Genomic DNA, 21,649 nt, shown 5'->3' on the forward strand with positions numbered 1-21,649 from the left:
GGGCTCATGCTCTCACGCTTTCGGGAAAGGCAGCTCACGTGGTGTATGGCCGCTCAGCTTGGCGATGGCGTTGGCAAAAGCGGGGGCCAATGGCGGTACACCCGGCTCGCCCATACCTGTGGGCGCATCGGCACTCGGCACGATATGCACGGAGATCGTGGGCATATCGGTTAAGCGGGCCACGGTGTAATCATTGAAGTTACCCTGCTCCACCTGTCCATCCTTGAAAGTGATCGCAGCCCCAGGCAAGCACATGCCAAGGCCCATCAAGGCACCACCCTGCACCTGAGCCTCGACACTCCGAGGGTTCACCGCCAGATTGCAATGCACGCCAGCTGTAACCGCATGCAGCTTGGGAGCACCATCCTTCATCGATGCCTCGACCACATAGGCAACCACCGAGTCGAAAGACTGGTGCACAGCCACTCCCCAGGCTCTGCCTTCGGCCAGTTGGCGCTTTCCGTAGCCCGACTTTTCGACTGCCAGCTGCAACGCGGCCTTGTGACGCGGATGCCTGTCGCCAAACTGCTGCAGCCTGTATGCGACAGGATCTTGCTTTACAGCTCGGGCAATTTCATCCATCAAGGTCTCCATCACATAAGCGGTGTGCGTAGAGCCCACACTGCGCCACCAGAGAACCGGCGCATTGAGCTCGGGGTGATGCACCGAGAGTCGCATCGGCAGGTCGTACGGCTCTTTCATTCCCTCAACCGTAGTGGTGTCCACTCCGTTCTTGACCATGAAGCCCTCAAACGCCGTGCCTTTGGCAAGCGACTGGCCTACGATCACATGGTCCCAGGCAATCACCTTTCCCTTGTCGTCAAAACCTATTTCGGCGCGATGCACATGCATGGGTCGGTAATAGCCTCCTTTGACATCGTCCTCGCGGCTCCAGATCATGCGCACCGGTGCGTCAATACCAGATGTTCTGGCAGCCTTGGCAATCTCGCAGGCTTCGGCCACGTAGTCACTGCGCGGGTTGGCACGGCGGCCGAAACCGCCCCCCGCCATCTGAACATTGACTCGGACATTCTGCGGTGCCACGCCAAGCACGCGCGCAGCCGTTGCAACTTCCCAGCCCGGGGCCTGCGTGCCCAACCAAAGCTCAACCTTGGCATCCTTTCCTGCACCTGTCACACGCACCGTGCAGTTCAGCGGCTCCATCGGCGTATGGGCAAGGTAGGGGAAGACATATTCGGCACTGATTTTGTGAACAGCACCGTTCAATGCCGAAACATCGGCATCGAACTTGAGTGCGCCCGGCTTCCTGGCCAATTCACGATACTGCGCCAGTTGCCGAGCCGAATCGACTTTGCCAACCGCTGCGCTGTCCCACTGGATTTTCAGGGCATCGCGACCCTGCTTGGCTGGCCAGTAACCATCGGCCAGCACCGCAACCAGCTCGCCCCCCCACACGCTGGGCACACGAAGCACTGCACGCACACCCTTGATGGCTTTGGCTGCCGCATCGTCCACCGATTGAATCTTGCTTCCATACACCGGCGGATGTGCCACAACTGCGGTCAACATACCCGGCAGATGCATGTCGATGCCGTAGGACTGTCTGCCGCTGGACTTGGCGCGTGCATCGAGCCGTCCCGTGGCATGACCGATGATGCGAAAGTCTTTGGCGTCCTTGAGCTTCACCTGCTGCGGAACAAGCATCTTCATGGCCTCATCCGCCAACTCGCCGTAGCCCAGCTTCTTGCCCCGAGGCCCGATCACCTGTCCTGCCTGAGTGCGCAAGGACTGCGGGTCTACACCCCAGCGCCTGGCAGCCGTGGCCAGCAGCATGGAGCGGGTTCGCGCCCCCAGTTCACGATACTGGACATACGAGTTCTTGATGGCAGTGGAGCCGCCCGTCAGATGCATTCCCATGACCGGATCCAGATATGCGGGATCGGCATTGCCGTGCGCGCTCTGCACCTTGGACCAATCGGCGTCCAGCTCTTCGGCCAGCACCATGGGCAGGCCGGTTTGCACGCCTTGGCCGAACTCCAGACGGTTGATGGTGATCGTCACCGCTCCATCACGATCAATCTTCACAAAAGCCGATGGCTGCTGGTAAGGCTTGAGTGCGCTTGTAGAAACCTGTTCGTTACCCTTCGCCTGTGCCGACACAGCCGCGGGAAATACACCCAGCGCAAAACCCGAGGCCGTCGCCAGCTTGAGGAAATCGCGCCGCTCGAGCTTTAGGGCTGCATCTATGGAGTCAGCCGCCAGCACACGCAGACCTTTGGGCAGGTCGGCAAAAAGATGATTGGGAATAGGCATGGGATGTGCTCCTTCTTTTAGGCCGACAGGTTTTTGGCAGCATCGTGGATGGCTGCACGGATGCGTGTATAGGTTCCGCAGCGGCAGATATTGCCCGCCATGGCTGCATCGATGTCCGCATCGCTTGGCTGGCGATTGCTTTTGAGCAGCGCGGTCGCACTCATGATTTGCCCACTTTGGCAATAGCCGCATTGCGCCACATCGTTGCGAACCCACGCATCCTCGACAGCCTTGCCCACCTTGTCTGCAGCTTGCGCTTCGATGGTGTCGATTTTTTGCCCTTGCGCCGCCGATATGGGCGTAATGCAAGAACGGATGGCCTGGCCGTTCAAGTGCACAGTGCATGCTCCGCACATGGCCATGCCGCAACCGAATTTGGTCCCTGTCATACCCAGTGTGTCACGCAGGGTCCAGAGGATGGGCGTTGAAGGATCCACATCAGCCGATGCGGGCTTGCCGTTGAGAGTGAATTTGACAGGCATGGGGGGCTTTCTTGTTTGCTTTTTCGACACGGTGATTGCTGCAGGCACCTGAGCAGCGCGTGAAGCAGAGGCAGTTTGCGCCAGGCAATGCAAAAGAAAAAGTCAAGCAATCTATTTAAGTTATTAAGTTTTACTTAAAAATAGAGAACATGAAGCCCGAAATACTCGCCTATCTGGCTGCCTTTGAGCAGGTAGCTCAGCATCGCAGTCTGACCTACGCCGCCCACGCCATCGGGGTCACGCCGGCCGCACTGTCCCAGACGATCAAGAAACTGGAAACCCGTCTGGATGTACGCCTCTTCGATCGAACAACGCGCAGCCTCAATCTGACAGAAGCCGGGAGAATCTATCTGGAGCGCATTTCCCCGGCCCTCACCAACCTGCGCGAAGCGACCGAGGATCTTCAGCTCCAAGCTGGCGTCGAAGGCGGCACGCTGCGCCTCACCATCTCCCATCCTGCTGGCCAGGTGCTCGTCGAGCCAATGCTCGCCGAGTTCTTTGCACTGCATCCGCACATTCACGTCGAGCTGGTCTATGACGACGGCTTTGTGGACATCGTGCGAGAAGGATTTGACGTCGGCATACGCAATGGCGAGTCACTGGAGGGCGATATGGTCGCCGTGCCACTCACACAGGATCTGACCATGTGTTTCGGTGCATCTCCTGCTTACCTCAAAACACACGGCACACCCGAGCACCCCGACGAGTTGGAGCAGCACCTATGCATCAACTACCGCATGAGCAGCAGCGGCGCAGTCTACAAGTGGGAATTCAATATCGACGGCAAACTGAGCGAGCGCTCCGTGAGCGGGCCACTGACAGTCAACCATAGTGACACGGCCATGCGCGCGGCCCTGGATGGTATCGGTGTGATTACCGGCTGGCGCGAATCCATGACCGACGCATTCAACACAGGCCAGTTGGTTGAAGTACTGAAACCCTATTGGGCAAGCTTCCCGGGCTTCTATGCCTATTACCCACACCGCACACACCTGCCTCTCAAGACCCGGATATTTCTTGATTTTCTAGTCCAGCATGTGCAGCGCAATGGCTTGTCCGAAACAGCCCGCGGGCAAATGAGGCCCTGATCGCGGCTTCTTCTGGTGTCTTTCTTGATCAGTGACTTCCCGTCATTTATACATTTAAGTCTCATGTCCCATCGCCGGACACTCTTCAAAGGACGGAAATCCCCCTGCCGTAGCTTGGCAACGATGGTTGCTGCTCATGTCCGCATCGCGAGCTACCGTCAACGCCAGGTTTCTGGCCAGCAGGAGACCATGAATGTCAGTTCCAGCCCGATTATTTGCTTGAGGTCCGCCACCAGGGCTCTGGAACAAGCGCAGCAGACTCCATGCTGCCGTTCAAACCGAGCAAGAGCAGATCCTGCGCGACGATTTCTACATCCAATGATCTAGTTAAGTTTGAGCCCCAAAGAATTCACGGGGTCAATATAAAAAACTGTCTCTCTTAATGAGGCTTCGGTAGATCTGACCCTCAGCTTGCAAAAATGGTTTGAATTGCTTGTGGTCCTTGTATGCAACCTCAAAACCTGTATTTTCTAGTTGATCCACAAAGCCCGTTTCTTTGATCACGTTGTTGATCTCGGCGGATAGAAATAGAGCCAGTTCGGATGACGCTCCCTTGGGAAGAAAGATTCCTTGCCAGTATTCAAAGCTGACGCCCTGGAGCCCCTTCTCCTGAAACGTAGGAATATCGGAGAAACGCTTAGACCTGTGGGCCGATGCGATGCCCAATGCGTGCATCTTTTGGCTTTGCAGATGGGGGGCTATGGGAGCAAGCCCCGCAAAGAGCAGGTCCACTTGATTGCTCATCAGGCTCGCAGTTGCGGAAGCAGCTCCCCCGTATGGAACATGCAATAGCTCCACACCCAGGGCTTTGCCCAAACTCTCGCCCACCAAATGCTGCAAGCTGCCAATTCCTGAGGAGGCGAAACTCAGACCACGGGCATTTTTTTGTGCTGCAGCTGCGATATCACTCAGTTGATGTATTGCGGAGTCGCCACGCGTGGCAAGAACAATAGGAGCAGAGGAAATTTTGGCCACCGGCACCATGTCAGCGACTTCGCCCGACTCCTGGCTTCTGGTGTAAATGGGATTGATGAAGATCTCGGCAGGCGACGCCAAGAGCAACGTATTCCCATCGGGCCTGGATTTCGCAACATAGTTCGCGGCAATGGCTCCACCTGCTCCTACTCTGTTTTCCACATAGACGGAGCGCTGCAATCGCGCTGAGAGCTGAGTTGCAAACGCGCGTGCCAAGGTATCCATAGCGCCACCGGCTTCGAATCCGACAACGATTTTGACGGGTTGGCGAGACGCAGCCTTGTCGGCACAGGCTGCACTCATTAGCAACCCGCAAAGCAGGCAAGCTCGAATTAGCGTCGCAGCAAAGTTCATCTATCAGAAAACACAGAGGTTGTGAGTGCTCGCACTCATGGCATTCAAGGCGGGAGAAAATGCTGCGCGAAAGCTTGAAATCAGCGGTAATCTGCCGAGCAGGCATAGAAATGAGGATTACTCAAATCTCGCTTGCCGTAGCTCAGAACATCTCCATTGAGCGCATGAATCTGGCCGCCTGCCGCGGCCAGCACCGCATGACCCGCAGCGATATCCCACTCCATGGTGCGCCCCAAGCGTGGATAGAGGTCAGCCTCGCCCTCTGCAATCAGACAAATCTTGAGCGATGAACCTGCACTTTTGAGTGACCGCACCAAGCGTCCATTGAGAAACTGATCAAGCGCGTCAGCATCGCCGTGCGAACGACTGGCCACCACATCAAGGCCATCCTCCGGAATGCTCCTGCATTCAATGGATTGGCGCTTTCCCTGCACCTCCAGCCATGCGCCAAGTCCTATGGCTCCCGCGTACATGCGATCCAGCGCTGGAGCGAAAACGACACCCAGCACAGGGGTTCCATTTTCGATCAGCGCGATATTGACTGTGAACTCGCCATTGCGGTTGATGAATTCCTTGGTGCCATCAAGAGGATCAACCAGCCAGAAGCATTGCCCCATCTCAGGCACATATCCCGCTGCAGCCGCCTCCTCGGAAACGACGGGAAACTGCGACTGCAAGGTGCCCAGACGCTCAAGAATCAGGCGCTCGGCCTTTTCGTCGGCTTCAGTCACGGGCGATGCATCCTGCTTGCCCCGAACCTCAAAGTCGCAGCGATAGATCTTCATGATTAAAGCACCCGCTTCACGGGTGATGGCCATTACGTCTTCAAGCAGTGCGCTTCGAGTCTGAGTCACAAAAATCTCCTGTTTTGTTATTCATGTGGTCCGTTTGGCCTATGCGCCGATCAGAGGACAGGCCGACAGTAAATGCGTCTGGATCTTCGCGAATAAGCGAGTGAATGTTTAACAGGAATGCGCATGGCTGTTGGTAAGAAACTCAGTGTCCAGGAAATCAATCCACTGCGAATTCAAGCCGTGAAATTGCGGCTTGAAGGCAAAACGCTCAAAGAAGTCGGTAAGGCAACAGGCCTGTCCACACCAACCATCATTGCCGCCCACAAAGCCTGGCTGGAAGGGGGATGGAGCGCTGTCCTTGTGCGCGAGCGAGGCCGCAAACCTGGCGAAGGCCGCTCCTTGTCGGCCATACAGGAGCAGGACATCTATGTGCAACTGGTCAGCACCCAGCCCGCCGACCATGGCCTGCCTTTTTTGCTGTGGCAGCTGGAAGCCATGCAGCAACTGATCTTGCAGCGCCAGCAGCTTGACTTGCCCGAGCGTACCAACGCCCAGTACCTGCAGCGCTGGAACCTGAATGCCGACCGCCCTGCAAAGCGCATGAAGCAGGCATCCAGCAATGTGCAGCGCTGGTACGCCACCACTTATCTGGATATTTGCGAGCAGGCCCGAAAAGAGAGCGCCAGCATTGTCTGGATCGATGATTTTGGAGCCCATAACAACTGCCCTGGACGCCTGAGGCATGGCATCTTGCGTGCCGTCAACAACCGCGGCAAGGTGTATTGGCAACCGTATGAAGGCAGCCTGTGCGCTGCGCATCTGGAAGATTTTTTTGATCGCCTCAGGTGCTCCAGCGAGGGCAAGATCTTTGCCCTGCTTGCCGCCATGCAGTGGCAACGCGCAGCCACCTTTTCATCGCTTGCCAGCGACAGCCACGACCGGCTGCGCCTGTTTCATCTGCCTGCTGCCACAGAGATGCTCAGCCAGTCGAACGAATTGGCCAGCAGCATCTTGAAGACTGCACAAGACGTATCGCTGGTACCGAAGAACACCTACGCCAGAACCCCAACGTCAACGAAGCTGGACCCTATGGCGAGCATGGCGCAGCAACTTCTAAAACATCAATTCGCGCAAAGATTTGATTTAACGGACTCCTACAGTTGGCAGCACCCAAAACAAAAAACCAAGGAGAAATCTGTGGTGCTGACTCATTTGCAAAGGCTGGAAGCCGAAAGCATTCAGGCCATGCGCGAGGTTGTTGCCGAGGCAGAAAACCCCGTCATGCTCTACTCCATCGGCAAGGACAGTGCGGTCATGCTGCATCTGGCGATGAAGGCCTTCTATCCGGCCAAACCTCCCTTCCCCTTGCTGCATGTGGACACGACCTGGAAGTTTCAGGACATGTATCGCTTTCGTGATCAGATGGCAGCCAAACTGGGCATGGACCTGCTGGTCCACATCAACCCAGAAGGTCTTGAAATGGGCATCAGCCCGTTCAAGCATGGCTCGCAAATTCATACCGACGTCATGAAAACCGAGGGCCTGAAGCAAGCTCTCGACAAGTATGGCTTCGACGCCGCCTTTGGTGGCGCGCGCCGCGATGAAGAGAAGTCTCGCGCCAAGGAACGCATCTTTTCCTTCCGCTCGGACCAGCACCGCTGGGATCCCAAGAACCAGCGCCCGGAACTCTGGCATCTGTACAACACGCGCAAGAACAAAGGCGAATCAATCCGAGTGTTCCCGCTGTCCAACTGGACCGAGCTGGATATCTGGCAATACATCTACCTCGAAAACATCCCCATCGTTCCCCTCTATTTTTCAGCGCCTCGCCCAGTAGTGGAGCGAGACGGCACGCTGCTGATGGTCGATGACGAGCGCATGCCGCTCAAGAGTGGCGAAGTTCCCATGATGCGCAATGTTCGCTTTCGCACCCTGGGCTGCTACCCCCTGACGGGTGCCGTCGAATCCGACGCCAATAGCTTGCCCAAGATCATTCAGGAAATGCTGCTGACCCGTACTTCGGAACGACAGGGCCGGATGATCGACCACGACTCGGCCGCATCCATGGAAAAGAAGAAGCAAGAGGGGTATTTCTGATGTCACATGTATCTGCACTCATCTCTGAAGATATCGAGAAATACCTGAAGGCACACGAGCAGAAAAGCCTGCTGCGCTTCATCACCTGCGGCAGCGTGGATGACGGCAAGAGCACGCTGATCGGACGCTTGCTGTACGAATCCAAGATGCTGTTTGAGGACCAGATGGAAGCACTGGTCGCGGACTCCAAGAAAGTCGGCACGCAGGGCGGCGAGCTGGACTTCGCGCTGCTCGTCGATGGACTGGCCGCAGAGCGCGAGCAAGGCATCACCATCGATGTGGCCTACCGCTTCTTCTCTACCGACCAGCGCAAGTTCATCGTGGCCGACACGCCCGGCCATGAGCAGTACACCCGCAATATGGTCACTGGTGCCTCCACCGCCGATGTGGCCGTGGTGATGATAGATGCGCGCCGCGGTGTGCTGACTCAATCCAGGCGCCATAGCTATCTGGCATCGCTGATCGGCATCCGCAAAATCGTGCTGGCTGTCAACAAGATGGACTTGATGGCTTACTCCGAAAAAATCTTCAACGATATCGTGGCCGACTACCGCGAATTCGCCAAGAAGATCAATCTGGAAGACATCACGGCCATCCCCATGTCGGCCTTGCGTGGTGACAACATCACCGAGCAGAGCGAGCACATGCCCTGGTACCGCGGCACCACGCTCATGGGCTATCTGGAGACGGTGGAAATCGACGAAGCACGCCAGCAAAAGCTGCCGTTTCGCATGCCTGTGCAATGGGTCAATCGCCCCAACCTCGACTTCCGCGGCTTTGCGGGCTGCATTGCCAGCGGCCAGATTCACCCCGGAGACAGCGTCCGCATCCTGCCTAGCGGGCGCGTGACCAAGGTTGCGCGCATCGTCACCCAGGACGGAGATCTGCAGCAGGCGGTTGCTGGCCAGTCCGTTACCATGACCTTGGCCGACGAGGTGGACTGCAGCCGGGGCGATGTGATTGCGGTTGCGGATGCACCTTCCGATGTGGCTGACCAGTTCCAGGTCACGCTGATCTGGATGCATGAGCAGCCCATGCTCGGCGGCCGTCCCTATCTGATGAAGATCGGCGGCAAGACGATTCCCGTCACCTTCGCCGCCCCCAAGTACAAGATCAATGTCAACACGCTGGAGCATCTGGCCGCCAAGGAACTGGCGCTCAATGAAATCGGCGTCTGCAATCTGTCCAGCAGCCAGCCTATCGCTTTCGATGCCTATAAGGACAATCGCGAAACAGGCAGCTTCATCCTGATCGATCGTCTGAGCAACGCCACGGTGGGCGCGGGTCTGATCGACTTTTCGCTGCGTCGCTCGCAGAACATTCATATGCAGCATGTGAATGTGAACCAGGAAGCACGTTCCGAACGCCTGCATCAAAAACCAGCCTTGCTATGGTTTACCGGTCTGTCGGGCGCTGGCAAATCCACCATTGCCAATCTGCTAGAAACCCGTTTGCATGCGCGTGGCCGGCATACCTATCTGCTCGACGGCGACAACGTGCGCCACGGCCTCAATCGCGACCTTGGCTTCACCGATGCAGACCGCGTGGAAAACATTCGTCGCGTCGCTGAAGTGGGCAAGCTGTTTGTGGACGCCGGGCTGATTGCCATCACTGCCTTCATCTCGCCATTCCAGGCAGAACGCGAAATGGCGCGCAAGTTGGTGAAGGATGGTGAGTTCCTCGAAGTATTCATCGACACACCGCTTTCCGTTGCCGAAGAGCGTGACCCCAAGGGCCTCTACAAGAAAGTGCGCCGTGGCGAGCTGAAGAACTTCACGGGGATCGACTCACCGTTTGAAGTGCCGGAGTCTCCGGACATTCATATATCCACCCCCACGATGACTGCGCAAGAGGCGGTGGACAAGATCATCGCCGAACTGGTGGCCCGCGAAATCATCGCCGCGGAAGACTGAAGAAACTGGATGAACTGTGGCGTTGCCAGCCTTTGCAACGCCCCTCTTTCTTCTTTCACCCACCGCACACAGCCACCACCTGGCAGTGCGCGGCACACAAAGAAAGCCAGATCATGGATACCCAAACCATTAATGAGCAACTGCTCAGCGGCGAAACCTGGTCGCAGTTCTGCGATCACCTCAAACGCTGCGGCCAGCAGATTCTGCGTCCCGAAACCCCTGCCGACCCCGCAACGCGGGCAGAAGGCTATCGCTATCTGACCCGACTGCTGCGCATCGCGCTGGAGATGCATGTGGAATTCGCCGACCCGGCGTTTCCCAGCTTCTTCAAGACCTCGCACGAAACCGCCAAGATTGGCGCGGACAACCCGGACAACATCTACGAATACTCACGCCTCAACGGGTCCATGAAATACCGCATTCATGGCAACCGTGGCACGGTTTCGTACCTGAGCTTTTGCACGCAAAAAGGCGGCTATGAAACCGATGGCCGCATGGTTGTCACCGGGTTTATCGACGCCACACAGCTCAAGACTGACGAGAACGGTGACTTCGAACTCATCGTCAGCCGTGACCCGCAGCCGGGTAACTGGCTGCCCATGGAAGATGCCTCGGTGTCGCTGCTGGTGCGCCAAACCTTCATGGATCGCAAGAGCGAAGTGCCCGCCAAGCTCGCCATCGAGCGCATTGGCACCACGGACACCCCCGGCCCTCTGGATCCCTTGGTTCTGGCGCAATCGCTGCAGCGCGTGACGTCCTTTGTCGAGAACACGGCGAAGCTATTTGCCGACTGGGCACAAAGCTATCTTCCACATAGCAATCAGTTGCCGCCAGCCGATCAGGCCTACTGCCAGTCCGTGGGCGGTGATCCCAATATTTTCTACTACCACTCGCATTGGGAACTGCGCGAGGACCAGGCCCTGGTCATTCGTATCGACAAGGTGCCGGAATGCTCGTTCTGGAATCTGCAGATCAATAACTACTGGCTGGAGTCTCTGGACTACCGCTACCACCAGATCTGCATCAACAAGCACCAGGCGCAATACAACGAAAGCGGCGGCGTCACTCTGGTGCTGAGCGAAAAAGACCCCGGCATTGCCAACTGGCTGCAGACCGCCGGCGTACGCCAGGGAACCATGTGCCTGCGCTGGGTTGGCGCCAAGGAGCAGTGCCATCCCACCACCAAAGTGATCTCGATAAACCAGTTGCTGGAGACTGTATGAATGCCCCTGTGACACCCCAAACTCTGCACGTCGAAGAACTGCTGCAAGCTGCATGTGAGCGTGCACCAGGCCTCAAAGATTTTGGCAACGACAACTACCGGCAAGCGCTGGAAGTTCTGACGCAAGCCCTGAACACCGAAGCCAAGCTGTCGACAACCGGCATTGCCATGATGCGCGAGCGACTCGTGGGCCAGTTGGTCAATCGCCTGCTCATGGAGGACTATCTCCAGCGCTTCCCCGAAATCTCGAAGATCGAGATCGAAGACCCATTGGTCATTGTGGGCCTGCCGCGCACCGGCACCACCATGCTGCAGCGAACACTGGCCGTAGACCCGCGCTTTTACTCTGCAGCCTGGTGGGAGACCCGCTACCCCGCGCCGCTGAAAGGCGAAGGCCCGCAGGACTGCGCCAACCGCATTGCAATGGCCAAGGCGGAAGTGGCGCAGACGATTGAGGCGATTCCCCAGATTCTGTCCATCCACCCCATGAGCGCCATGCTGTGCGACGAGGAATTCATGCTCATGGAGCATTCCTTTCTCTGCGCCATGGACGCTTACGCCGATGTGCCCAGCTACACCGCCTGGCTCGACCAGCAGGATCAGCGCCCCGTCTATACGCAGCTCAAGAAGATGCTGCAGTTTCTGCAATGGCAAAAGAGCCAGCGCGGCGAAGCGCAAGGCCAGCGCTGGCTGCTCAAAGCCCCGCAGCATCTGCACACTTTGGAAATTCTGCTGTCCGTCTTTCCCCAGGCTCAGGTCATTCTGACCCATCGCGAGCCCGCGCAGACCATCCCTTCCATGGCCAGCATGGCGCATACGCTGTGGCAGATCTACAGCGACCAGCCTGACCCAAGCTCTGCAGGCCGCCAGTGGAACAGCCGCATGGCGCGTGGTATTCACCACACCATGCAAGTGCGGGAGCAGCAGGACAGCCGGCGCTTTCTGGATATCCACTTCTCGGACACCGTGGCCAAGCCCATGGAGGTGCTGGAGGCCGTCTATCAGTTCGCCCAGATGCCCTTCACCGAGAAAGCCCGCACCGATGCGCAGCAATGGCTGTCTGGCAACGGCCGGGAAAAGCGTGCGGGTCATGACTACAGCCTGGAGACCTTTGGCCTGAGCGAGCAGCAGATGCAACGCGACTATGCGCTGTACCGATCCCGGCATCTGCCAACCCAGAGCTAAGAGGTGCTTTCATGGAAAAAATCATGTTCAGCCTGTGGCGCCCCGCACGGCATTCGGCAGAAAGTTGGCGCCAGTCGCTGATGGATTTGCAAAGATCCCTGCAAGCCTGTGGTGCCTCGCGGATTCGTGTGATGGTTGTCGATGACGCCATGGACAAGGCCGCAAGCCAGCGCATCACGTTCAGCCAACATCCTCTCGATGGAATGATCAGTCTGTGGCTGGACAGCGCATCCATGCTGGGCCCGGTGCAGGCACTGATCGCGCAGCAGGTGGCAAGCCTGCATGCCTATCTCGTCTGCGAGTCCGAGCCCTACCCCGAAGAACGCAAGGCGCGCATTGCGCGTTTTGATGCTGAAGTGGCTTTAGGCAAGCGCACACCGGGCATGTGCCAGGTGGCGCTGTTCAGAAAGCCGGTCGGCATGAACTTTGAAGAATGGATGGTTCACTGGCGTGAAGGCCATGGCAGCAATGCCTACCCGCTGCAGTCCATCTTCGGATACCGGCAAAACCTGGTCGTTCGACGCTTGACCGAAGACGCACCGGAAGTCCACGCCATCGTTGAGGAGCAGTTTCCCGATATCGCGATCGGCAGTGCTCACGGCTTCTATGACACGCAAGGAGATGAAGACCTGCTGCGCCAGCGGCAGAAATACATGTCCGAATCTGTGACTCCCATCATGGATTTCAGCAGCCTCGATTGCATTCTCACCAGTTTCTATCAAGTCAGCGCTTGAGACTGACCCACTACCACCGGAGACAAAACACATGTTGGACCTGGAAGCCATTGAGTTGATCAAGCAGCTCAAGGCGCGCTACTTTCGCGCCATCGACACCTGCAATCTGGAATTGCTGCAGGGCATGCTGACGCCAGACATCAAGCTGGCCTTCAAAAGCCCGGCTTACGAATTCCATCTGGAAGGCATAGACAAGGCGCTGGACTTCTACAAAACCTCCTTTACCAAGACCCGCCTGGCCATGCACAACGGCCACACGCCGGAGATCGATGTCAAGGGAGACGAAGCTACCGCGCTCTGGTATCTGAACTACGTCTTCATCAACCTCGAAGAGAAAACGCATATGCATGGCGGTGCTATCTATGAAGACCGTTATGTCAAGCGCGATGGCCGCTGGTGGATTACCGAGACGGGCTACAAGACCTTGCTTGAAACCGTGGAGCCACTGAGCGAGCAGTTGCAGATCACCTCCAAGCCCATCAACTGAAGCGAGTACTCCAATGACCAAAGCTGCCAACCTCGTCACCTCCATCAAGGTAGAAATCAATGCCCCCGCCAGCGTGGTCTGGGAAGTGCTGGCCGATCTGGAGAACTACCGCCTCTGGAATCGCTTCTGCCCCGACATCCGCTGTGGGCTCAAGCTCAATGACTTGGTCGAGATGAAAACACGCCATCCGCTGACGGGTGAAGTCTGGCCTGTCAATGAATACCTGGTTGCGTTTGAGCCCGAGCAACTGCTGTCCTGGGAACAGCGCCCCGTGCCCGAGAACAAGGACGCTGCGCGTCGGGATCAATACATAGAGGCGATTGACGCCAACCGCTGCACCTACTTCACCACCGACCAGTTCCTGGGACTGAATGCCGACACCATCATGCGCGAGCATGGCGCCTGGGTAAAGATCGCCTTTGACCAGGTCGCCGAGGATGTCAAGCACCGCGCAGAAGAGCTGCACTTTGCCCGCACCCGGGCTGCATTCTGAGAAAACCCCAGGCTATATATCCAAGGAGACCCATATGCTTCTGAAAGACAAAGTCATCATCATCTCTGGCATCGGCCCCGGCATGGGCATCAAGCTCGCCCTGCGCGCGGCGGAATATCAGGCCAAGGCCGTGGTGCTGGCAGCCCGCACACAGTCCATGCTCGATGAGGCAGAGCAAGCGATTCGCGATGCCGGCCACTCCTGCGAGACGCTCAAAGTGTCCACCGATATCTCGCAGCCCGAGCAATGCCAGCGGCTTGCAGAGCTGACCGTTGCCAGGTTCGGCCGCATCGATGCGCTGATCAACTCGGCCTATGCCCACGGGACCTGGGGCTCTTCGAGCAACTCCTCCATGGATGACTGGCGCAAGGTCATGGAAGTCAATCTCTACGGCTCCATGAACATGACCCAGGCCGTGGTGCCGCAGATGAAAAAGCAAAAAGACGGCAGCATTGTGATGATCAACACCATGGCAACGCGCCGCCCCAATCAGCTCGAAGCCGGTTACGCAGTATCCAAAGGCGCGCTCAAGACCGCTGTGCAATATCTGGCAGAAGACCTGGGGCCCTTCGGCATCCGCGTCAACAGCACCTACAACGGCTGGATGTGGGGCGCACCGGTCAAAGGTTATTTCCAGGCGGAAGCCAAGCGCCAGGGCGTACCCATGGAATCTCTGGTCGATGTGATTGCCCAGCAGATTCCCTTGCGCAACGAGATTCCCGACGATGCCGATTGCGCCTCTGCCGCGCTGTATCTGGCCAGCGACTATGCGCGCGTTGTGACCGGCGCCCAACTGGACGTCAGTGGCGGCCATTACCTGCCTCACTAAATTCCAGCGGAGAACAGCATGCAAACTCTTCTGGATATTGAAGAAATCAAACAGCTCAAGGCACGCTACTTTCGCGGCATCGATACCTGCAATCTGGAGCTTCTGAAAACCGTGCTGGCCGATGATGTCCATATTCGCTTCGACAGCCCGACTTACCAGTATGAGATCAATGGCATCGATGAGGCCATGAACTTCTACCGCAATGCCTTCACCCATCGGCGCTTTGGCATGCACAACGGGCATACACCGGAAATCAAGGTCGACGGTGACACGGCCACCGGCATCTGGTACCTCAATGATCTGTTCATCAATCTGGATGAGCAGACCATACTTACCGGCAGTGCGCTGTACGAGGACCTCTATACCAGGGTCGCCGGTCAGTGGCGGGTGCAGCGCACGGGCTACAAGCGGCTGCTGGAAATGATTGAGCCTCTGAGCAGCGGTTGTCGCATCACATCGCGACCTATTACGAGCAACTTATAAGCGACATTAAGACTGTAATTGGACTTTCCCTTAGAAGGTAGACATGCCTAGGGGCAGTCCAATGCAGGCTGACGGACGAGCAGGAGCGAAGCTCTGCTCCTAGATCCTTTTGCTCCTATAAAGCGCTTTGTGGAGCGCTTTTTTTGGTTCGACGCTCATCGTGCTCGGCACGGTGATGCCTTGAGCTTGCACAAATCCAGGTTGAGTTCGCATGAGCCTCGTTATCGCTTCCTGTCTGGCCGAGAGGAGCGCGTCTTGAATGCCGCGAGGTCCTGCGCTTTATTGAGCCACTAAATCCACGATCTGCAGCACTCTCTTGTGCAGGCTTGGTTTTCTCCCGCTGATTGCCATCATTGATTACGGCCGCACGATACCTCGATTACCTCTCTATGGCGGTCAGGTGATCCAGTGACGGTTTCAAGGTTTTCAAGCAAGCAGCAGGCGGTGGCTATCGGTTTCAGGCCAGATTTCACGTCCCAACTTCAACGGATCAGTGCGATGATTAAGGTGCGAATTCAGTTTGCAGATGCCTGATCCAAGCCGCGCTTGATTCCGCCGGCTATTTAGTCAACTCCTGAGACATTTACTTGAATGTCAATTGATTCAATGAAATCTTGATGAAGGAATTGATGCAAAGCAACGAATCGAGAAGAACCTTGTTGCAAGTCAATTTTGTAGGTAATCTCGTGGCAAAGTTCGTTATCGGATCTCTATCGCCAAATCATGGATGCTCAGGCATCCAAGCCAAGGGGGATTGCTAATGACAGAACCTCAGCCTGAATCGACTCATACCGAGGAGTTGCGCAGCTTCGCATTTCTCGCAGTTGTTATGGCGCCTATATTGGCCGTTGTACTGATTGCGTCTTACGGCTTTGCGATCTGGTTTTATCAGATGATCATCGGTGGCCCTCCACATGCATGAAGAATCTGAGCCCATTGAAACTCATACCGACTTGCATATCACCAGTCTGGTTGTGCATGTGCTTCCCCAGGCATTGGCACAAGTAGCTGCTGGCATCGTCACGATCAAAGGCGCCCAAATACATGGAAGTCATCCGGCCGGCAAGTTGGTCGTGACCTTGGAAGCGCCCCATGCAAGAGAAATACTTGATTGCGTGTCTCAGATTGAGCTGCTTGATGGCGTAATCAACGCATCCCTGGTTTATCAGCATGTTGAGAACTGGCAGTCGCTAAACCAAGAGGTAACACATGACTAGCACTAGGCGTGATTTTGTCCGTCAATCTGCGGCCGCAGCCGCAGGGGCCGTTGCAGGCATCCCCATCGAAGTTCTGTCCCAGGATGCAGGAGCAATGGCTGCCGACCTGAAGTGGTCCAAGGCGCCATGCCGCTTTTGCGGTACAGGTTGCGGCGTCATGGTGGCCGTCAAGGACAACCGCGTAGTGGCCACTCAGGGTGACCCTGAGGCCGAGGTCAACCGGGGACTGAACTGCGTCAAGGGTTACTTCCTGTCCAAGATCATGTATGGCGGTGATCGTCTGACAAAGCCGTTGCTGCGCATGAAGAATGGTCGCTATGCCAAGGATGGCGAGTTCCAGCAGGTTTCCTGGGATACGGCCTTCGACGTCATGGCAGAGCAGTTCAAAAAGACGCTCAAGGCCAAGGGGGCCGACGCGGTGGGCATGTTCGGCTCCGGCCAGTGGACGGTATGGGAGGGCTATGCCGCCTCCAAGCTGTTCAAGGCGGGCTTTCGCACCAACAACATTGATCCCAATGCACGGCACTGCATGGCCTCGGCAGTTGCCGGCTTCATGCGCACCTTTGGCATGGACGAGCCCATGGGTTGCTATGACGACATCGAAGCCGCGACTGCCTTTGTGCTCTGGGGCTCGAACATGGCTGAAATGCATCCGGTGCTGTGGACGCGCGTGACTGACAGGCGCCTGTCCACACCGGGCGTGAAGGTTGCTGTGCTGTCCACTTTCGAGCACCGCTCGTATGAGTTGGCGGACATGTCTCTGACCTTCAAGCCTCAAACCGATCTGGCCATACTCAACTACATCGCCAACCACATCATCACCACGGGCAGAGTCAACAAGGACTTTGTCTCCAAGCACTGCAATTTCAAGCTCGGCAACACCGATATCGGCTACGGGCTGCGTCCCGAGCACCCCTTGCAGAAGGCGGCCAAGAATGCCAAGGATCCCAACGGTGCCAAGTCCATAGACTACGAGGAATACGCCAAGTTCGTATCCACCTATACGCTCGAGTACACAACCAAGCTCACGGGTGTACCGGCCAACCGTCTCAAGGCTCTTGCCGAGCTCTATGCAGACCCCAATAGCAAGGTGGTGTCGTTCTGGACCATGGGTTTCAACCAGCACACCCGCGGTGTCTGGGCCAACAACATGGTCTACAACATCCACTTGCTGCTTGGCAAGATCGCCACACCCGGCAACAGCCCGTTCTCACTGACGGGTCAGCCTTCTGCCTGCGGAACGGCGCGTGAGGTGGGCACTTTCTCGCACCGCCTGCCTGCGGACATGGTGGTGACGAACCCAGAGCATCGCAAGACTGCTGAAGCCATCTGGAAGCTGCCCGAAGGCACGATTCCACCCAAGCCCGGCTACCATGCCGTAGAGCAAAACCGTGCACTCAAGGACGGCAGGCTCAACGCCTACTGGGTGATGGTCAACAACAACATACAGGCCGGCGCCAACCTGGCGCAGGAAGGCTACCCGGGTTACCGCAATCCTGACAATTTCGTGGTGGTCTCCGATGTCTATCCCACAGTCACAGCCGTAGCCGCCGATCTGATCTTGCCGTCGGCCATGTGGGTTGAAAAGGAAGGCGCCTACGGCAATGCAGAGCGCCGCACCCACTTTTGGCACCAGCTGGTCAAGGCTCCTGGTGAGGCGCGCTCCGACCTGTGGCAATTGATGGAGTTTTCCAAGCGTTTCAAGGTCGAGGAAGTCTGGCCCGAGGAACTGCTGGCCAAGAAGCCCCAGCTGCGCGGCAAGACCCTGTTCGAGGTGCTGTACCGCAACGGCAACGTGGACAAGTTCCCCTTGGCCGACATGGACCCTGCCTATGAAAACGAGGAAGCCAAGGCCTTTGGCTTCTATCCGCAAAAAGGTCTGTTCGAGGAGTACGCCTCGTTCGGCCGTGGCCATGGCCACGATCTGGCACCGTTTGACCAGTACCACAAGGTGCGCGGCATGCGCTGGCCCGTGGTCAACGGCAAGGAAACGCTCTGGCGTTACCGCGAAGGCTCGGACCCCTATGTGAAAGCTGGTACGGGCTACCAGTTCTACGGAAATATCGACGGCAAGGCCAACATCTTTGCCTTGCCGTACGAACCACCGGCGGAGGCTCCGGACAAGGATTACCCGTTCTGGCTTTCCACGGGCCGAGTGCTTGAACACTGGCACTCGGGATCCATGACCCGGCGCGTACCCGAACTGCATCGTGCCGTGCCTAACGCACTGTGCTACATGCACCCTGACGATGCCAAGGCACTGGGCGTGCGCCGCGGCAGCGAAGTTGAGCTGTCCTCGCGGCGCGGCTCCATGCGCACGCGCGTCGAGACGCGCGGCCGCAACAAGCCTCCGCGCGGATTGGTCTATGTCCCCTGGTTCGACGCCAGCCAGCTGATCAACAAGGTGACGCTGGATGCTACCGACCCGATTTCGTTGCAGACGGACTTCAAGAAGTGCGCTGTGAAGATCACCAAGGTTTGACGAAAGAGAGGTTGACCATGAACTTCTTCCGCAAACTCGTCCGGCTTGTGGGCATGCTGCTCATGCTCAATATAGGTATGGCCTGGACGCCAGCCGCCATCGCGGAGACCTTCTATGACTCGGCGCGTGGCCCCACGCCCATCATGCAGGCAACCAAGCCGCCAGTGCTTGGCAATGCCGTCAATGATGACGTGCGCCGCACGCGCAACTACACCTGGCAACCGCCCACGATCCCTCATCGCGTGGACGGCTACCAGGTGGACAAGAACTTCAACAAATGCATGGACTGCCATTCGCGAACCAAGGCCGAGATCTCGCAGGCAGTGCCGGTATCGGTCACGCACTATATGGACCGCGACGGGCGCATGTTGGGGCAGGTGTCCACGCGACGCTACTTCTGCCAGCAATGCCATGTGGCTCAGGATGCCGTCCGCCCTCTGGTCAGCAACACCTTCGAAGATGTGGATACCGTGATCCTGAAGGCCCTGCAGTCCCAGTCGGGCAAGACATCCAAGAAAAACTGACGCTGCGGCGCACGAGGCTCATCTATGTTGACACTTCTCAAGCGCTACTGGGCGGTGATCCGCCGCCCCAGCGTACATTTCAGCCTGGGCTTTCTGACCATCGGCGGTTTCATCGGCGGCATCCTCTTCTGGGGCGCGTTCAATACCGCCATGGAGCTGACCAATACTGAGAAATTCTGCACGGGTTGTCACGAGATGCGGGACAACGTGTTTGCAGAACTCAAGAGCACGATCCACTACACCAACCGCTCGGGCGTACGTGCCGTGTGCTCCAACTGTCATGTGCCGCACGACTGGACTGACAAGATCGCTCGCAAGATGCAGGCCTCCAAGGAAGTGTGGGGCAAGATCTTCGGAACAATCGACACGCCTGAAAAATTCGAAGCCAAGCGGCTGGAGTTGGCGCAGCACGAGTGGGCTCGCTTCAAGGCCAATGATTCTCTGGAGTGCCGCAACTGCCATAACTACGACTCCATGGATATGACGCGGCAGAGTTTGCGTGCACAGAACATGCACAGCACCTATTTGGCCAGCAAGGAAAAAACCTGTATCGACTGCCACAAGGGCATTGCCCACAAGCTGCCTCACATTCCTCCCGGACAGGGCCCCAGCGACACGCCAGGTCAGAAAGTACCTGGGCCAGCTGAGGCTTCGGTTGCGTCGGTGCAGTAGCGGGATGAATGGCTTGGGCACGGCTGCTTCCAGATTTCTTTGCATATCCGGCCTGGGTTGTGTACGCGGCGGCCGAGTGGTGCTGCGCGATCTGGGCTTGGAACTCGGTGACGGTCAACTCCTGATGCTCAGAGGTCATAACGGCGCTGGCAAGAGCAGCCTGCTACGTTGTCTGGCCGGCCTTCTGCCATGGCGTACTGGAAGCCTCCAGTGGTGCGGCGGTACGCTGTCCCCTCAGGATCCAGCCTACCAGCGGCAACTGGCCTATATGGGACATCAGGCAGGAATGAGCGACGCCTTGACAGGGATGGAGAATCTGCGCTTTGCGCTGGATCTGATGGCTGTGAACTCGAATGAAGCACGCGTGCAAGCCGTTTTGCAGGCCTTGTCGTTGACGGGAGTCGTCGCACGGCCTTTTGGCCGACTGTCCCAGGGTCAGCGTCGGCGACTGGGGCTGGCCCGTGTTTTACTGGGCGAGCGTCCGCTTTGGTTGCTGGACGAACCCGACAACTGTCTGGATGTCCAGGGCGAACAATATCTGGTCGAGGCACTGGAGCAGCATCTGGCCTCAGGAGGAATGGCCGTGGTGGCTTCGCACCGCAACCTGGTGCTGCCGACGCCCCGGGTGTCGATACTGGACTTATCCCGCTCCGTGGTCACGACGGCAATGAATGAGCAGGTGGCTGTTTGCTGAGAGCTGTGTGCGCAAGAGAGTTGAAATTGGCCGCTCGAAGGCCTTCCGATGCCTTGGGCGGGCTGTTCTTTTTCGTGCTGGTGGGCAGTCTTTTCCCCTTGGCTTTGGGGCCGGACGCCCCCCTGCTGAGGCAGATTGCGCCGGGCATTGTGTGGGTCGCGGCCTTGCTGGCCGTGCTGCTGGGGCAGCACCGGCTGTTCGAGAGCGACATGGCCGACGGGTCGCTGGAGCAATGGTTGCTGGCGCCTGCGCCCCTTTCGCTGCTGGTGGGCCTCAAGGTGGCCACGCACTGGTTGCTGGGTGTGTTGCCATTGTTGCTGGTGGCTCCCTTGCTGGGTTGGCAGTACGGCCTGGATGGGACGGTGGTCAGCATTCTGCTGGCATCGCTGGCCCTGGGAACGCCCAGCCTGTGCCTGCTGGCGGCTCTGGGCGCAGCACTGACACTGGGTGTGCGGGGGCAGTTGCTGCTGGCTCTGGTGGTGCTGCCGCTGAGCGTGCCCATCCTGATCTTTGGCAGCCATGCCGTGGCCCAGGCGCAGCAAGGGCTGAGTGCAGCGCCTGCTCTCAATCTGCTGGGGGCCTGCCTGTGCCTGGCGTTACTGGCCGGCCCCTGGGCTATAGCAGCGGCCTTGCGCCTCGCGCTGGAGTGA

Annotated in this window: 22 protein-coding genes; 17 read left to right on the forward strand and 5 right to left on the reverse strand. The window is 57.6% G+C overall.

Annotation, left to right across the window (positions count from 1 at the left end):
- Positions 1 to 12: 12 nt before the first annotated feature.
- Together AAIL67_RS01180 and AAIL67_RS01185 are read right to left on the reverse strand one after the other, a co-directional pair.
- Positions 13 to 2,274: a xanthine dehydrogenase family protein molybdopterin-binding subunit gene (locus AAIL67_RS01180; RefSeq protein ID WP_343483187.1), complete on the reverse strand. Its 2,262-nt coding sequence runs from the start codon at positions 2,272 to 2,274 to the stop codon at positions 13 to 15.
- A gap of 17 nt (positions 2,275 to 2,291) precedes the next feature.
- Complete coding sequence (locus AAIL67_RS01185; protein ID WP_003070120.1) at positions 2,292 to 2,756, reverse strand: (2Fe-2S)-binding protein; 465 nt, start codon at positions 2,754 to 2,756, stop codon at positions 2,292 to 2,294.
- 149 nt (positions 2,757 to 2,905) lie between these two features.
- On the opposite strand from AAIL67_RS01185, the gene AAIL67_RS01190 reads away from it, so the two are divergent.
- Positions 2,906 to 3,844, forward strand: a complete 939-nt coding sequence (locus AAIL67_RS01190; RefSeq protein WP_034407956.1) for a LysR family transcriptional regulator — start codon at positions 2,906 to 2,908, stop codon at positions 3,842 to 3,844.
- A 357-nt stretch (positions 3,845 to 4,201) separates the two neighbouring features.
- On the opposite strand, the gene AAIL67_RS01195 is transcribed toward AAIL67_RS01190, so the two are convergent.
- The 3 genes from AAIL67_RS01195 to AAIL67_RS01205 all read right to left on the reverse strand — a co-directional run bounded on the left by AAIL67_RS01195 (position 4,202) and on the right by AAIL67_RS01205 (position 6,684).
- A complete protein-coding gene (locus AAIL67_RS01195; protein ID WP_343483189.1) occupies positions 4,202 to 5,044 on the reverse strand; it encodes a tripartite tricarboxylate transporter substrate binding protein in 843 nt (280 codons plus the stop codon).
- A gap of 209 nt (positions 5,045 to 5,253) precedes the next feature.
- The gene (gene cysQ, locus AAIL67_RS01200; RefSeq protein ID WP_034407952.1) at positions 5,254 to 6,027 is read right to left on the reverse strand and encodes a 3'(2'),5'-bisphosphate nucleotidase CysQ; all 774 of its coding nucleotides are present in this window, start codon (positions 6,025 to 6,027) and stop codon (positions 5,254 to 5,256) included.
- A 108-nt stretch (positions 6,028 to 6,135) separates the two neighbouring features.
- Positions 6,136 to 6,684, reverse strand: coding sequence for a hypothetical protein (locus AAIL67_RS01205; RefSeq protein ID WP_207384579.1), 549 nt, complete (start codon positions 6,682 to 6,684; stop codon positions 6,136 to 6,138).
- A 381-nt stretch (positions 6,685 to 7,065) separates the two neighbouring features.
- Between AAIL67_RS01205 and cysD the strand changes: the two genes are divergently transcribed.
- From cysD to ccmB, 16 genes are all read left to right on the forward strand, one after another.
- Positions 7,066 to 8,064 (forward strand): sulfate adenylyltransferase subunit CysD, encoded by a 999-nt coding sequence (cysD, locus tag AAIL67_RS01210; protein ID WP_255432014.1) that lies wholly within the window; start codon positions 7,066 to 7,068, stop codon positions 8,062 to 8,064.
- Positions 8,064 to 9,977: a sulfate adenylyltransferase subunit CysN gene (gene cysN, locus AAIL67_RS01215; protein ID WP_034392514.1), complete on the forward strand. Its 1,914-nt coding sequence runs from the start codon at positions 8,064 to 8,066 to the stop codon at positions 9,975 to 9,977. Before cysD ends, cysN begins: the two co-directional genes overlap by 1 nt.
- A gap of 113 nt (positions 9,978 to 10,090) precedes the next feature.
- Positions 10,091 to 11,200, forward strand: coding sequence for a DUF1214 domain-containing protein (locus AAIL67_RS01220; protein WP_343483190.1), 1,110 nt, complete (start codon positions 10,091 to 10,093; stop codon positions 11,198 to 11,200).
- Positions 11,197 to 12,384: a sulfotransferase gene (locus AAIL67_RS01225; protein WP_343483191.1), complete on the forward strand. Its 1,188-nt coding sequence runs from the start codon at positions 11,197 to 11,199 to the stop codon at positions 12,382 to 12,384. The genes AAIL67_RS01220 and AAIL67_RS01225 overlap by 4 nt, the downstream gene beginning before the upstream one ends.
- A gap of 11 nt (positions 12,385 to 12,395) precedes the next feature.
- Complete coding sequence (locus AAIL67_RS01230; protein ID WP_343483192.1) at positions 12,396 to 13,118, forward strand: hypothetical protein; 723 nt, start codon at positions 12,396 to 12,398, stop codon at positions 13,116 to 13,118.
- A 31-nt stretch (positions 13,119 to 13,149) separates the two neighbouring features.
- Positions 13,150 to 13,605, forward strand: coding sequence for a nuclear transport factor 2 family protein (locus AAIL67_RS01235; protein ID WP_343483193.1), 456 nt, complete (start codon positions 13,150 to 13,152; stop codon positions 13,603 to 13,605).
- A 13-nt stretch (positions 13,606 to 13,618) separates the two neighbouring features.
- Positions 13,619 to 14,098 carry an SRPBCC domain-containing protein gene (locus AAIL67_RS01240; RefSeq protein WP_003079789.1) on the forward strand — a complete coding sequence of 160 codons (480 nt, stop codon included), beginning with the start codon at positions 13,619 to 13,621 and terminating at the stop codon, positions 14,096 to 14,098.
- Between the two features lie 34 nt (positions 14,099 to 14,132).
- Positions 14,133 to 14,927, forward strand: a complete 795-nt coding sequence (locus AAIL67_RS01245) for an SDR family oxidoreductase (protein WP_034377519.1) — start codon at positions 14,133 to 14,135, stop codon at positions 14,925 to 14,927.
- An 18-nt stretch (positions 14,928 to 14,945) separates the two neighbouring features.
- On the forward strand, positions 14,946 to 15,410 hold the full coding sequence (locus tag AAIL67_RS01250) for a nuclear transport factor 2 family protein (RefSeq protein ID WP_034351948.1): 465 nt from the start codon (positions 14,946 to 14,948) through the stop codon (positions 15,408 to 15,410).
- A 760-nt stretch (positions 15,411 to 16,170) separates the two neighbouring features.
- Complete coding sequence (gene napE / locus AAIL67_RS01255; RefSeq protein WP_224650682.1) at positions 16,171 to 16,332, forward strand: periplasmic nitrate reductase, NapE protein; 162 nt, start codon at positions 16,171 to 16,173, stop codon at positions 16,330 to 16,332.
- Positions 16,325 to 16,627, forward strand: a complete 303-nt coding sequence (locus AAIL67_RS01260) for a chaperone NapD (RefSeq protein ID WP_223305786.1) — start codon at positions 16,325 to 16,327, stop codon at positions 16,625 to 16,627. Before napE ends, AAIL67_RS01260 begins: the two co-directional genes overlap by 8 nt.
- On the forward strand, positions 16,620 to 19,109 hold the full coding sequence (napA, locus tag AAIL67_RS01265; protein WP_343483194.1) for a periplasmic nitrate reductase subunit alpha: 2,490 nt from the start codon (positions 16,620 to 16,622) through the stop codon (positions 19,107 to 19,109). Before AAIL67_RS01260 ends, napA begins: the two co-directional genes overlap by 8 nt.
- 17 nt (positions 19,110 to 19,126) lie before the next feature.
- Positions 19,127 to 19,633, forward strand: a complete 507-nt coding sequence (locus tag AAIL67_RS01270; protein WP_034351940.1) for a nitrate reductase cytochrome c-type subunit — start codon at positions 19,127 to 19,129, stop codon at positions 19,631 to 19,633.
- Positions 19,634 to 19,657: 24 nt separating this feature from the next.
- The gene (locus tag AAIL67_RS01275; RefSeq protein WP_003070157.1) at positions 19,658 to 20,305 is read left to right on the forward strand and encodes a cytochrome c3 family protein; all 648 of its coding nucleotides are present in this window, start codon (positions 19,658 to 19,660) and stop codon (positions 20,303 to 20,305) included.
- A gap of 4 nt (positions 20,306 to 20,309) precedes the next feature.
- Positions 20,310 to 20,999 (forward strand): cytochrome c biogenesis heme-transporting ATPase CcmA, encoded by a 690-nt coding sequence (gene ccmA, locus AAIL67_RS01280; RefSeq protein ID WP_343483195.1) that lies wholly within the window; start codon positions 20,310 to 20,312, stop codon positions 20,997 to 20,999.
- On the forward strand, positions 20,993 to 21,649 hold the full coding sequence (gene ccmB, locus AAIL67_RS01285) for a heme exporter protein CcmB (RefSeq protein WP_034351936.1): 657 nt from the start codon (positions 20,993 to 20,995) through the stop codon (positions 21,647 to 21,649). Before ccmA ends, ccmB begins: the two co-directional genes overlap by 7 nt.

This window comes from Comamonas sp. A7-5 (assembly GCF_039581385.1).
Lineage (GTDB): Bacteria > Pseudomonadota > Gammaproteobacteria > Burkholderiales > Burkholderiaceae_C > Comamonas > Comamonas thiooxydans.